5 protein-coding genes, 1 tRNA gene and 1 rRNA gene are annotated in these 13,754 nt (G+C 68.9%); 1 reads left to right on the top strand and 6 read right to left on the bottom strand.

The genetic code is table 11. The features are described 5' to 3' along the window. Positions 1–215 precede the first annotated feature (215 nt). The 3 genes from ACZ58V_RS38260 to ACZ58V_RS38250 all read right to left on the bottom strand — a co-directional run bounded on the left by ACZ58V_RS38260 (position 216) and on the right by ACZ58V_RS38250 (position 9,556). Complete coding sequence (locus ACZ58V_RS38260) at positions 216–2,972, bottom strand: DNA translocase FtsK (RefSeq protein WP_471295858.1); 2,757 nt, start codon at positions 2,970–2,972, stop codon at positions 216–218. A 127-nt stretch (positions 2,973–3,099) separates the two neighbouring features. Continuing rightward, positions 3,100–3,780: a response regulator gene (locus ACZ58V_RS38255; RefSeq protein ID WP_189721890.1), complete on the bottom strand. Its 681-nt coding sequence runs from the start codon at positions 3,778–3,780 to the stop codon at positions 3,100–3,102. 307 nt (positions 3,781–4,087) lie between these two features. Continuing rightward, positions 4,088–9,556 (bottom strand): HAMP domain-containing protein, encoded by a 5,469-nt coding sequence (locus tag ACZ58V_RS38250; protein WP_468192439.1) that lies wholly within the window; start codon positions 9,554–9,556, stop codon positions 4,088–4,090. 378 nt (positions 9,557–9,934) lie between these two features. On the opposite strand from ACZ58V_RS38250, the gene ACZ58V_RS38245 reads away from it, so the two are divergent. Beyond that, entirely contained in the window at positions 9,935–12,688 is a 2,754-nt protein-coding gene (locus ACZ58V_RS38245) for a SpoIIE family protein phosphatase (RefSeq protein WP_468192440.1), read from the top strand. Positions 12,689–12,744: 56 nt separating this feature from the next. Here ACZ58V_RS38245 and ACZ58V_RS38240 read toward each other — a convergent pair. The 3 genes from ACZ58V_RS38240 to rrf form a co-directional block, all read right to left on the bottom strand. After that, positions 12,745–12,820 (bottom strand) — tRNA-Thr (locus ACZ58V_RS38240). A gap of 72 nt (positions 12,821–12,892) precedes the next feature. Further along, a complete protein-coding gene (locus tag ACZ58V_RS38235; protein ID WP_468192464.1) occupies positions 12,893–13,555 on the bottom strand; it encodes a DegT/DnrJ/EryC1/StrS family aminotransferase in 663 nt (220 codons plus the stop codon). A 114-nt stretch (positions 13,556–13,669) separates the two neighbouring features. Then, positions 13,670–13,754, bottom strand: a 5S ribosomal RNA gene (gene rrf, locus ACZ58V_RS38230); the annotation flags it as partial.

The raw sequence follows: 13,754 nt of genomic DNA, 5'->3' as shown, positions 1-13,754 counted from the left end.
AGTCTAGGGGGGGTATGAAAGGGTGGGGCAACCGGGCGGTGTCACTTTGTACGCCATCGGAATGGCCCGACATTCCGATGGTGGGGTCGGTGCTTTTCGCCTCCCTCAACTTGACGTACGCCGGAGGGAAACGGTTGCTCAATGATCCCTAACGGGTGAGTCACGATCCGGCCACCCGATTGCCGTACACGCCGCGCGAGGCGACCACCGCTTCCCTACCCTTCAGACTCCCCCCGGATCAGCGCGAGCACGCCATCCAGCTCATCAGGCTTCACAAGAACGTCACGCGCCTTGGAGCCCTCGCTCGGTCCGACGATGTTCCGGGACTCCATGAGGTCCATCAGCCGCCCGGCCTTGGCGAAGCCGACGCGCAGTTTGCGCTGGAGCATGGACGTCGACCCGAACTGCGTGGAGACGACCAGTTCGGCCGCCTGGCACAGCAGGTCGAGGTCGTCGCCGATGTCCTCGTCGATCTCCTTCTTCTGCTTGGTGCCGACGGTGACGTCGTCCCGGAAGACGGGCGCCATCTGGTCCTTGCAGTGCTGGACGACGCCCGCGATCTCCTCCTCGGTCACGAAGGCGCCCTGCATACGGGTGGGCTTGTTGGCCCCCATCGGCAGGAACAGTCCGTCGCCCTTGCCGATGAGCTTCTCGGCGCCCGGCTGGTCGAGGATGACCCGTGAGTCGGCCAGCGACGAGGTGGCGAAGGCCAGCCGGGAGGGCACGTTGGCCTTGATCAGGCCGGTGACGACGTCGACCGACGGCCGCTGCGTGGCGAGCACCAGGTGGATGCCGGCCGCGCGCGCGAGCTGGGTGATGCGCACGATCGCGTCCTCGACGTCCCGCGGCGCGACCATCATCAGGTCGGCGAGCTCGTCGACGATGACCAGCAGATACGGGTACGGCTGGAGCTCCCGCTCGCTGCCCTCGGGCGGCTTGACCTTGCCCTCGCGCACGGCCCGGTTGAAGTCGTCGATGTGCCGGTATCCGTAGGCCGCCAGGTCGTCGTAGCGCAGGTCCATCTCGCGCACGACCCACTGGAGCGCCTCGGCGGCCCGCTTGGGATTGGTGATGATCGGCGTGATCAGGTGCGGGATGCCCTCGTAGGCGGTCAGCTCGACCCGCTTGGGGTCGACGAGGATCATCCGGACGTCCTCGGGGGTCGCCCGCATCATGATCGAGGTGATCAGGCAGTTGATGCAGGACGACTTGCCGGAGCCGGTGGCGCCGGCGACCAGCATGTGCGGCATCTTCGCCAGCGAGTGCATGACGAAGCCGCCCTCGACGTCCTTGCCGAAGGCGACCAGCATCGGGTCGTCGTCCTCCGCGGACTCCGCCAGACGGAGTACGTCACCGAGGTTGACCATCTCCCGGTCTGTGTTCGGGATCTCGATGCCGACCGCGGACTTGCCGGGGATCGGGCTGATGATCCGCACGTCCGGGGAGGCGACGGCGTAGGCGATGTTCTTGGTCAGCGCGGTGATCCGCTCGACCTTCACGGCGGGGCCGAGCTCGACCTCGTAGCGCGTGACCGTCGGCCCGCGGGTGAAGCCGGTGACGCCGGCGTCCACCTTGAACTCGGTGAAGACGGTGGTCAGCGACTCGACGATGGCGTCGTTGGCGGCGCTGCGGGCCTTGCCCGGGCCACCGCGCTCGAGCAGGTCGAGCGACGGCAGGGAGTACGTGATGTCGCCGGAGAGCTGCAGTTGCTCCGCGCGCGGGGGCAGGTCGCGGGGCTCGGAGGGCGGGGCCTTGGTGAGGTCGCGGACGCCCGCCTTCGGCTTCTCCTTCTCGGGCTTGTCCTGCTTGAGCTTCTCCTGCCCGGACTTGGCCTTGTCCTGCTGGGGGCGTGCTGCCGGGACGGGCGTCGGCGTGGTCGCCTCGCGGTCCCCCACCGTCACGCCCTGGGTGAGGTCGGCGACGATCGGCGAGGGCGGCATCCCGTGCATGACGGCACCGTCGAGCGCGGCGGCGGCCGCGGCGGCGACATCCACGGCGTCCATGGGCCGGTCCATGTCGGGCTGCGGCACGGCGGACCGCCGGGGACGGCCGCGGCGCCGGGAGAGGGCCTCCTGCTCGGCGCTGTCGGGGTCGTACTCCGCGGGCGCCGGCGCTCGCCTGCCGCGCGGCCGGGCGGGCAGCGCCTCCCGCCACTGCTCGTCGTAGCGCTCGTCGTCCTCGCCGAACTCGTCCTCGGCCGGGTCGCGGACGATCCCGAGCCGCACCCCGAGCAGCCGCAGCCGCTGCGGAATGGCGTTGACGGGAGTGGCCGTGACGACCAGCAGCCCGAAGACCGTCAGCAGCACGAGCAGCGGTACGGCGAGCACATGGCCCATGGCGTACGACAGCGGCGTCGCCATGGCCCAGCCGATGAGCCCGCCGGCATCCCTTATGGCCTGCATGCCGGCGCCGCGCGCAGGCGAGCCGCAGGCGATGTGGACCTGGCCGAGCACGCCGATGACAAGCGCGGACAGGCCGATGACGATGCGTCCGTTGGCCTCGGGCTTCTCCGGGTGGCGGATGAACCGCACGGCGATGACGGCGAGCAGTATCGGCACGAGCAGGTCGAGCCGGCCGAAGGCGCCGGTCACCAGGATCTCGACCAGATCGCCCACGGGCCCCTTCAGATCGGCCCAGGTGCCCGCGGCGACGATCAGCGCGATGCCGAGCAACAGCAGCGCGACACCGTCCTTGCGGTGCGCCGGGTCGAGGTTCTTGGCGCCCTGCCCTATGCCGCGGAACACGGCACCGACGGCATGCGCGACGCCGAGCCACACCGCGCGCACGAGCCGGTAGACGCCTCCGGTCGGGCTGGGTGCCGGTTTGGGCGCGGGCTTCTTCGCCGCGGCCTTCTTGGCGGGCGCCTTCTTCGCGGGAGCCTTTTTGGCAGCGGCCTTCTTCGCCGGAGCCTTCGCTGAAGCGGCCGCCTTCTTCGCGGGCGGCTTCTTGGCTGCGGAGGAACGTGAGGCCATGGGTGTGAGGTTACCGGTGGAGACGACAGGGGACACGTGTGCCTACGGCTTCACCCGTTCGTGTCGCTCCGGGAGAGGCGCGAAACTGACGCGTGTTCATGGACGGGCAACCCCACCCGCCCGCACGTCAGTTCTGTGAGGGCACCGAAGACGTGCTCCCGGTGCCTGGCTCCAGCGCGTCCAGCGCCCGCCGCAAACCCGTGAGCTTGCGCTCCAGATGAGCCGCCGTGGCCACCGCGGCCGCGTCCGTCGACTCGTCGTTCAGCTGCTTGGTCAGCGCCTCGGCCTGCTCCTCGACGGCCGCGAGCCGTGCGGAGAGCTCCGCGAGCAGCCCGGCCGACTCCTTGGCCTCGCCGCCCGCGCTCTTGTCGCCGCCCTCCAACTGGAGCCGCAGCAGCGACGCCTGCTCACGCAGCTGGCAGTTCTTCATGTACAGCTCGACGAAGACGGAGACCTTCGCGCGCAGCACCCACGGGTCGAACGGCTTGGAGATGTAGTCGACCGCGCCCGCCGCGTAGCCCCGGAAGGTGTGGTGCGGGCCGTGGTTGATCGCCGTGAGGAAGATGATCGGGATGTCCCGGGTCCGCTCACGCCGCTTGATGTGCGCCGCCGTCTCGAAGCCGTCCATGCCCGGCATCTGGACGTCCAGCAGAATGACCGCGAAGTCGTCCGTGAGCAGCGCTTTGAGTGCTTCCTCCCCGGACGATGCCCGCACCAGCGTCTGATCGAGCGCAGAGAGGATCGCCTCCAGCGCCAGCAGATTCTCCGGCCGGTCATCGACCAGGAGGATCTTGGCCTTCTGCACCATGGCCCGCCCTCCTCGCCCCGGCGTGGGGCCTCCCCTGTCCGCAGGACCTGAGGACGCACCGGTCGGTGCCGCCCCAGGGGACGACTCCCTTACGTCGCCCGTCCTTGTGCCGGTCATCGTAGCCGCACCCTGCCGGTCGCCACACCCTGTCACCGTGATGTCACTGTGCACGTAGCGGAAACGCAGCAGGAGACCAGAAGGTTCCCCAGATCTTGTACTTCTACACGACTAAGCGCACATCGAGTCGGCAACTCCGCGTGAACACCGAACCTTCCCGCCACGGTTGCGTAACGACCCGACGTTCCCCTCATTCCCCTCGCATCCACTGATCCATCACCGCGAGCAGATGATCGGGGTCGACCGGCTTCGTGACGTAGTCGGAAGCGCCCGACTCGATCGCCTTCTCCCGGTCGCCCTTCATGGCCTTCGCGGTCAGCGCGATGATCGGCAGTCCGGCGAACTGGGGCATCCTGCGGATCGCCGTGGTCGTCGCGTACCCGTCCATCTCGGGCATCATGATGTCCATCAGGACGACCGCCACGTCGTCGTGCTGCTCCAGCACCTCGATGCCCTCACGGCCGTTCTCGGCGTACAGCACGGACAGGCCGTGCTGCTCCAGGACACTGGTCAGGGCGAAGACATTGCGGATGTCGTCGTCGACGATCAGGACCTTCTGGCCGCCGAACCGGATACCGCGGTGCGGCTTGGGCGCCGTCTGCTGTTCGGAGGGCGTCCACTGCTCCGGAGGCGCGGGGCGCGCCTCCAGCTCGGGCATCCTGCGGCGCCGCCGGAACAGGGCCGCCGGTCCGTTCTGCGTGTCGCGGTACGACTTCACCTCCGCCGGAGTGTCGACCTCCACCTCGGACAGCTCCGACAGGTCGGACGACGACACCAGGTCACCGGCCTCCAGGGCGGGCAGCTGCTGCTGGTAGCCCTGCGGCGGCAGTTCGCTGGGGTGCAGCGGCAGGTACAGCGTGAACGTCGAGCCACGGCCCGTCTCGCTCTGCGCGTAAATCTCACCGCCTAGCAGCTGGGCGATCTCCCGCGAGATGGACAGCCCGAGGCCCGTACCGCCGTACTTGCGGCTGGTCGTGCCGTCGGCCTGCTTGAACGCCTCGAAGATCACCCGCATCTTGCTGGAGGCGATACCGATCCCGGTGTCCGTCACGGAGAACGCGATCAGCTCGGCATCCGCGTCGGTCAGCGACCCGGTCTCCAGCAGCTGCTCCCGGATCCGCTGCGGCACGTCGTCCCGCGCCGGCCTGATGACCAGCTCCACCGACCCCGAGTCGGTGAACTTCACCGCGTTCGACAGCAGGTTGCGCAGCACCTGCAGCAGCCGCTGCTCGTCGGTGTGCAGCGTGGCGGGCAGCTCCGGCGACACCCGTACGGACAGGTCCAGGCCCTTCTCCGCGGTCAGCGGGCGGAACGTGGCCTCCACGTAGTCCACGAGCTGCACGAGCGCGATACGCGTCGGGGAGACGTCCATCTTGCCCGCCTCGACCTTCGACAGGTCGAGGATGTCGTTGATGAGCTGGAGCAGGTCGGACCCGGCCCCGTGGATGGTCTCGGCGAACTCGACCTGCTTCGGGGAGAGGTTCCCCTCGGCGTTGTCGGCGAGCAGCTTGGCCAGGATCAGCAGCGAGTTGAGCGGCGTACGCAGTTCGTGCGACATGTTCGCCAGGAACTCGCTCTTGTAGCGCATCGACACGGCGAGCTGCTCGGCGCGCTCCTCCAGGACCTGCCGCGCCTCCTCGATCTCGGTGTTCTTCACCTCGATGTCGCGGTTCTGCTGGGCCAGCAGCTCGGCCTTCTCCTCCAGTTCCGCGTTGGACGCCTGGAGGGCCTTCTGCCGCTGCTCCAACTCCGCCGACCGCTCGCGCAGTTGCTCGGTCAGCTCCTGCGACTGCGCCAGCAGCAGCTCGGTCTTGGTGTTGACGGAGATGGTGTTGACGCTCGTCGCGATCATCTCGGCGATCTGGTTGAGGAAATCCTTCTGGATCTGCGTAAAGGGAGTGAAGGAGGCCAACTCGATGACACCGAGCACGCTGCCCTCGAACAGGACCGGCAGCACGATCACCTGCGCGGGCGGCGCCTCGCCGAGCCCCGAGGAGATCTTCAGATAGCCGCTCGGCGCGTTCTCCACCAGGATCGTGCGCTTCTCCTCGGCGGCCGTCCCGACCAGCGCCTCACCCGGCTGGAACGATGTCGGCATGGAGCCCATCGAGTAGCCGTACGAGCCGAGCATGCGCAGCTCGTACTGGTCGTCGCCCGCGGCGTTCTTGTCCTCGCCGTCGACGAGCGGCATCGCCAGGAAGAACGCGCCGTGCTGCGCGGACACCACCGGCGTCAGCTCGCTCATGATCAGCGAGGCCACGTCCTCCAGGTCGCGGCGGCCCTGCATCAGTGCGGAGATCCGGGCCAGGTTGCCCTTGAGCCAGTCCTGCTCCTTGTTGGCGATCGTGGTGTCACGCAGGTTGGCGATCATCTTGTTGATGTAGTCCTGGAGCTCCTGGATCTCCCCGGACGCGTCCACGTCGATCTTCAGATTCAGGTCGCCACGGGTCACCGCGGTCGCCACGCGCGCGATGGCACGCACCTGCCGGGTCAGGTTCCCCGCCATCTCGTTCACGGACTCGGTCAGGTCGCGCCACGTCCCGTCGACGTCACGCACGCGTGCCTGCCCGCCGAGCTGCCCTTCCGTGCCCACCTCGCGGGCGACCCGGGTGACCTCCTCGGCGAAGGAGGACAGCTGGTCGACCATCGTGTTGATGGTCGTCTTCAGCTCCAGGATCTCGCCGCGCGCGTCGATGTCGATCTTCTTCGTCAGGTCACCCTTGGCGATGGCCGTGGTCACCATGGCGATGTTGCGCACCTGGCCGGTCAGGTTGGAGGCCATGCCGTTCACGGACTCGGTCAGGTCCTTCCACGTACCGGCCACACCCGGCACATGCGCCTGCCCGCCGAGGATGCCGTCCGTACCCACCTCACGGGCCACCTTGGTGACCTGCTCCGCGAACGAACTCAGCGTCTTCACCATCGTGTTGATGGTGTCGGCGAGCTGCGCGACCTCACCGCGCGCCTCGATGGTGACCTGGCGCGTCAGGTCACCGTTGGCGACCGCCGCCGAGACCTGGGAGATGTTCCGCACCTGCGTGGTGAGGTTCTTGGCCATCAGGTTGACGTTGTCGCTCAGGTCCTTCCAGATGCCCGTGACACCCGGCACGTGCGCCTGTCCGCCCAGGATGCCCTCGGTGCCCACCTCACGGGCCACCCGGGTCACCTGCTCGGCGAAGGAGGACAGCTGGTCCACCATCGTGTTGACGGTCGTGACAAGCTCGAGGATCTCGCCCTTGGCGTCGACGGTGATCTTCTTCGACAGATCGCCCCGGGCCACCGCGGTCGTGACCTCGGCGATGTTGCGCACCTGGATGGTCAGGTTGTTCGCCATGCCGTTCACGGACTGGGTGAGGTCCTTCCAGGTGCCGGAGACACCCTGTACCTCGGCCTGGCCGCCCAGGATGCCCTCCGTTCCCACCTCACGGGCCACACGCGTGACCTCCTGGGCGAACGACGACAGCTGATCCACCATCGTGTTGAGGGTGTTCTTCAGCTCCAGGATCTCCCCGCGCGCGTCCACGTCGATCTTCTGCGACAGATCACCCCGGGCCACCGCGGTCGCGACCTGCGCGATGTTGCGTACCTGCGCGGTGAGGTTGCCGGCCATGCCGTTCACGGAGTCCGTCAGGTCACGCCACACACCGGCTACCCCGGGCACCTGCGCCTGACCGCCCAGCCGGCCGTCCGTACCCACCTCACGGGCGACCCGGGTCACCTGGTCGGCGAAGGCCGAGAGCTGGTCGACCATCGTGTTGATGGTGTTCTTCAGCTCGAGGATCTCCCCGCGCGCGTCGACGTCGATCTTCTGGGACAGGTCGCCCCGGGCCACGGCCGTCGTCACCTGCGCGATGTTGCGCACCTGGGAGGTGAGGTTCCCGGCCATGGAGTTGACGGAGTCGGTGAGCTCCTTCCACGTACCGGACACGCCGTCCACCCGGGCCTGACCGCCGAGACGGCCCTCCGTGCCCACGTCCCGGGCCATCCGGGTCACCTGGTCGGCGAAGCTCGACAGCTGGTCCACCATCGTGTTCACGGTGTTCTTCATCTTGAGCATCTCGCCGGAGACGTCGACCGTGACCTTCTGCGAGAGGTCACCGTTGGCCACCGCCGTCGTCACCTGCGCGATGTTCCGCACCTGTCCGGTGAGGTTCCGGAACGCCGTGTTGACGGAGTCCGTCAGGTCCTTCCACGTCCCGGCCACACCCGGCACCTGCGCCTGACCGCCCAGCTCACCCTCGACACCGATTTCACGTGCCACACGGGTCACTTCTGCACCGAAGGCGGACAGCTGGTCGACCATCGTGTTGACGGTGTTCTTCAACTCCAGCATCTCGCCGGCCACGTCCACGGTGACCTTCTGCGACAGATCACCGTTGGCCACGGCCGTCGTCACGGCGGCGATGTCCCGCACCTGAGTGGTCAGATTCCGGAAGACCGTGTTCACCGAATCGGTGAGGTCCTTCCACGTCCCCGCCGCACCCGGCACGTTCGCCTGACCACCGAGCCGCCCCTCGGCCCCCACCTCGTTGGCCACACGCGTGACCTCGTCCGCGAAGATCCGCAGCGTCTCGGTCATCTGGTTGATCGTCTCGGCGAGCTGCGCGACCTCGCCCCGCGCCTGCACGGTCACCTTCCGCGACAGGTCACCGTTGGCGACCGCCGTCGTCACCTCCGCGATGCCGCGCACCTGGGCCGTGAGGTTCCCGGCCATGGTGTTCACGGAGTCGGTGAGCTCCTTCCACACACCGTCCACACCGGGCACCTGCGCCTGCCCGCCCAGCGCGCCCTCGGTGCCCACCTCTCGGGCCACCCGGGTCACCTCGGAGGAGAACGCCGACAGCTGGTCCACCATCGTGTTGACGGTGTTCTTCAGCTCCAGCATCTCGCCGGCCACCTGAACAGTGACCTTCCGCGACAGATCACCCTTGGCGACCGCCGTCGTCACCAGCGCGATGTCCCTCACCTGGGCCGTCAGCCGGTACGCCATCGTGTTGACGGAGTCCGTGAGATCCCGCCACGAGCCCGACATGCCACGTACGCGCGCCTGCCCGCCCAGCTTGCCCTCGGTGCCCACCTCACTGGCCACACGCGTGACCTCGTCGGTGAACGTCGACAGCTGGTCGACCAGGTTGTTGACCGTCCGTCCGACCTTCAGGAACTCTCCGCGCAGCGGATGCCCGTTCCCGTCCGGGGCCTGCGTCCGCAACTCCATCCGCGGTGACAGATCGCCCTCGGCCACCGCGGACAGCACCCGGCTGACCTCGGAAACCGGCCGCACCAGGTCGTCCACCAGGGCGTTCGAGTTGTCGATCGCCGTGGACCACGAGCCTTCGCAGGCCCCGGTCTCCAGCCGCTCGGTGAGCTTGCCCTCACGGCCCACCATCCGCCGCACCCGGGCCAGCTCGCCCGTCAGATGCAGATTGCGGTCGGCCACTTCGTTGAAAACGGCCGCGATCTCGGCCATCACGCCGTCCCCGGACACCGTGAGCCGCTTGCGGAAGTTTCCGTCCCGCATCGACACCAGGGCCGCCATCAGACGGTTCAGGGCTGCCGTGTCCACCTCGGTGGTGCCATTGCGTGTTTTGCCCTGGTTGCTCGGGGACTGTCCGCCTTTCGCGCGCGTCTTCGTGCCACGCGTCGCTGCGCCAGACTCCACTGTGTCCCTCCCGCAGGGGTCGACCGTCACTGCTGTGCTCGGGTACCGCGCTCGGCGTACCAGTTACTACTGCGTATTCTCTGCCCTGCATATCAGGCTCTCGCCAGAGGGCTGCTGCCCGCCGCACGCCTTGGGCACTCAGCCTGCCCGGACCTTCACAGGAAGCTTGCCCAGTGTTTCACCCTGGCCGAACCAGGCCATAACAGTTCGGCAGCTTCGCACATCGTCCGCACACCCTCCGGACGGAAACACTGCAGACCGGCACCCGAATGGACCGCGAAGGTAAGTAACCTTGCATCCGGCTGTCCAGCCGCGCCGGTCCGTCCGGCCTGGGCGGTGGCACGAAGACGAGCGGGCATCGGAGGGGCGGCCGCACACATGACCACCGGACTGATCCCGGGGGGACAGCCCCCGGACCCCCGGCCGACGGGCAGCCTGCCGCAACAGCGGCGCGAGCCGGTCGGTCACGCAGCCCAGCACGTCGAGAACCGGTCAAGGAGTTCTGTGATCACCGCGCGCGCGGCCGCCAGTTTCGAGCCCGTCGGGCGATCTGTCGCGAGCGCCCGCTCCTTCGTCCGCGACACCCTCCAGGGCTGGGGCTTCGCCGACATCGTCGACGACGCCGTGGTTCTCACGAGCGAACTGGTGACCAACGCCGTGGTCCACGCCGGCACCTCCGCCGACCTGCTGTGCCTGCGCAGCGACGAGGGCGTGCGCATCGAGGTGGCCGACCGGTATCCCGAGCGCGAGATCCCGCTCCAGGGCGCGGCCGTCAACATGGGCAGCCCCGACCGCGAAGGCGGCCGCGGCCTCCAGCTCTGCGCGGCCCTCGCCGGCCGCTGGGGCGTCGAGTACACCCCCACGCACAAAACCGTCTGGTTCCAACTCGATCTGCCCGCACGCGCGGTGGGCACCCGAGCGGCCGGACCTGCCCTCCCCGCCGACCTCCTCCCCCTCGCCGACGGCCGGGTCCGCGTGGCCGTCATCCAGATCGACCGCACCGGCCACATCACCGCCTGGAGCGAGGACGCCGAGGAACTCTTCGGCTACCCGGCCGAGCAGGTCACCGGCAAGCCCCTGACCGACCTCGCGGCCTGGCCGCACACCCCGGGCACCAGCACCGGCATCGCCGAGGCACTCCAGCTCTCCCGCTGGGAGGGCAGTTACGGCATCCGCGCCGCCAGCGGCCGCGTCACCCCCGTCTACGCCTCCCACCTGCGCGTCCGCGACACCGGCGGCGAACCGTCAACTGTGTGCCTCCTCGTACGGGACCACGAACGGGCCGTTCTTCAGACGCCCCTGCGCGTCCCCGCCTCCGACACCTCGACCACCTCCGAGGGCCAGGGCACCGACCCCTTCGAGGTGTTCATCGGCTACCCCGCCCCGGACGACCTCGACGGCCTCCTCCAGCGCACGGTGGAGCGCGCCCGCGACATGCTCGACGGCGACTCGGCGTTCCTCTTGCTGGCCACCGACGACGAGACGGAGCTGGAGGTCCGTGCCTCCACAGGCCTGCCCTCGGCACGCCAGCGCTTCGCCCGCGTCCCCGTCGAGGCGGGCCCCGGCCGCTACGGTTCGGCCCGCATGCCGGCCGTCCACGACGACCTGACGGCGGTCCCCGGCGCGGTGCCGTTGCTGAACGGCACGGGCATGCGCTCGATCGTCACGGTCCCGCTGAAGGTCGAGGGCCGCCTCACCGGCTCCCTCGGCGTCGCCGCCGAAGCCCCCGGCAGATACTCCAACGAGGAGGCGCTGCGCCTCCAGTTCGCCGCCGACCGCATCGCACTCGCCGTCGAATCGGCCCGCCTCGGCGAACTGGAACGCCTGCGCCGCGGCTCCCTGAATTTCCTGGTCGAGGCCTCCGACCTGCTCGCCGGCACCCTGGACCGCGACCAGACCCTGGCCTTGATGGCCCAGATGACGGTCCCCACCCTTGCCACCTGGTGTGCCGTCTACACGATCGCCCACCAGGCTTCGGAGCCGTACCTGTCGTACGTCCTGCACGAGGACGAGGAACTCATCGACGGCATCAAGTCCCTGCTGTCGAAGGTCCCCCCGCCGGACCCGGTCCCCACCCCCGGCGCCCGCGTCTGGACGGCCCCCGGCGAAGTGGCCCACCAGGCGGCCCTGCGCAGTTCCATGCGCAGCCTCGGCCTCAGCGGCGGCCCGACCCGCCAGGTCACGCCCGGCATCGGCCCGACCCTCGCCACAGCCTCGGCCGTGGGCGGCGAGACGGTCGTCCTCCCCCTGGTCGCCCGCAACCGCGTCATCGGCATGCTGACCCTCGGCAAGCCGACCGACGAACACTTCCGCCAGGAGATCCTCGAACTCGCCGAGGACCTCTCTCGCCGAGCCGCCCTGGCCCTCGACAACGCCCGCCTCTACTCGGAGCGCACGGCGATCAGCCAGGCCCTCCAGCGCAGCCTCCTGCCCCCGGAGCTCCCCGTGATCGCGGGCGTCGAGGTCGAGGTCATCTACCGCGCCGCCGGCGAGGGCAACGAGGTCGGCGGCGACTTCTACGACGTCTTCCCCATCAGCGACGGCGCCTACGGCTTCGCCATCGGAGACGTCTGCGGTACGGGACCGAACGCCGCCGCGGTCACCGGCCTGGCCCGCCACGCCCTGCGCCTCCTGGCCCGCGAGGGCCTCAGCGGCCCGGCGGTCCTGGAACGCCTCAACTCCGCGATCCTCGACGAGGGCGCCCGCAGCCGCTTCCTCACCCTCCTCTACGGCGAGATGCGACCCCAGGAGGACGGCAGCGCGGAACTGAAGGTCGTCTGCGCCGGCCACCCGCTCCCGCTGCGCCTGCGCCAGGACGGCTCGGTCGAACCGGCGGCCGAACCTCAGCCGCTCCTCGGCGTCATCGAGGACCTGGAGCTCTACGAGCAGACGGTCACCCTCGACCCGGGCGACGTCCTCCTGTGCGTCACGGACGGCGTCACCGAACGCCGCGAAGGCGCCCGCATGCTGGGCGACGATGGCCTCGCCGACGTCCTCACGACCTGCACGGGCCTGACAGCCGGAGCGGTCGCGGCCCGCATCATGCGGGCGGTGGAACGCTTCGCGTCGGACGCGCCGTCCGACGACATGGCGATCCTGGCCATGCGCGTCCCAGGCCTCCACAAGGACTAGGGCAAAGGCCTAGGACATGCGAAAGGCCCCACCCGTGAGGGTGGGGCCTTTTCTGCTGGAGCCCCCAAGCGGAATCGAACCGCTGACCTTCTCCTTACCATGGAGACGCTCTACCGACTGAGCTATAGGGGCCTGTCGCGTTGCGGTTTCCCGCGCGGCAACGGAATAGATCATACCCCGAACAGACCCGTGCTCCCAACCACGTCAGAACGCGGGCTGCAGCAGCCCTCCGAGGGCGTTGCAGGCGGACACGATCCGCTGCATGTCCCGCTTGGTCAGCGTCGCGTCAACCGGCAGCGCGAGCGTCTCGTCAGCAGCTCGCTCCGTCTCCGGGAGGGAAACACACCGCCGGAATTCGGGCAGCCGATGCACCGGGGTCTTCACCGGCACCCGGCATTCAACTCCCTTGGCACGCACAGCGCGCGCGAAGGCGTCCCGGTCCGGTCGCCCGTTGCCCGGAACCCGCACGACGTACTGCTGGTAGGTGTGCCCGTCACCGTCTTCCGGCGTCCGCACTCCCCTCAGCTTCGCGTCGAGGTAGCCCGCGCGCTCCCTGCGCTGAGCTATCTCGTCGTACGGCGCCTCGGACTCTCCCTGCTCCAGCACGAGCAGTCCGTGCCGCGCTCCCAACGTGTGCAACCGCGCGATGTCGGCGAGCCGCCCGAAGCGGTGCACGACAACCACGGCCGCGGTGCGCGGAGTTACCGCCGCTTCCACAGCGACGGCGTCGAGACAGTAGGTGACAGGATCTATGTCGGCGAACACCGGCATCGCCCCGGCCATGGCAACGGCCTCGGCGACCTCGACGTTCCCGAAGGCCGGCACGACGACCTCGTCACCGAGTCCGACTCCGGCGGCCCTGAGCATTGCAGCAGTACCCATGCTTTGGATGCTGGGCGTGCAACGTGAACTTCAAGTGACGCGGAACAAAAAAGGGTTGGTCCCGTAACCGAAGTTACGGGACCAACCCATTCAATGATTGTTCGGCGGCGTCCTACTCTCCCACAGGGTCCCCCCTGCAGTACCATCGGCGCTGAAAGGCTTAGCTTCCGGGTTCGGAATGTAA

This window comes from Streptomyces sp. NPDC040589 (genome assembly GCF_055594445.1).
Note: the sequence above shows the minus strand (reverse complement) of the source record. Positions and strands in the feature narration are given on the sequence as shown.

What these genes read in the sequence shown, in the direction of transcription:
- ACZ58V_RS38260 (WP_471295858.1), bottom strand. Translation starts at nt 2,972, where the DNA reads ATGGCCTCACGTTCCTCCGCAGCCAAGAAGCCGCCCGCGAAGAAGGCG.
- ACZ58V_RS38235 (WP_468192464.1), bottom strand. Translation starts at nt 13,555, where the DNA reads ATGCTCAGGGCCGCCGGAGTCGGACTCGGTGACGAGGTCGTCGTGCCG.
- ACZ58V_RS38245 (WP_468192440.1), top strand. Translation starts at nt 9,935, where the DNA reads ATGACCACCGGACTGATCCCGGGGGGACAGCCCCCGGACCCCCGGCCG.
- ACZ58V_RS38255 (WP_189721890.1), bottom strand. Translation starts at nt 3,780, where the DNA reads ATGGTGCAGAAGGCCAAGATCCTCCTGGTCGATGACCGGCCGGAGAAT.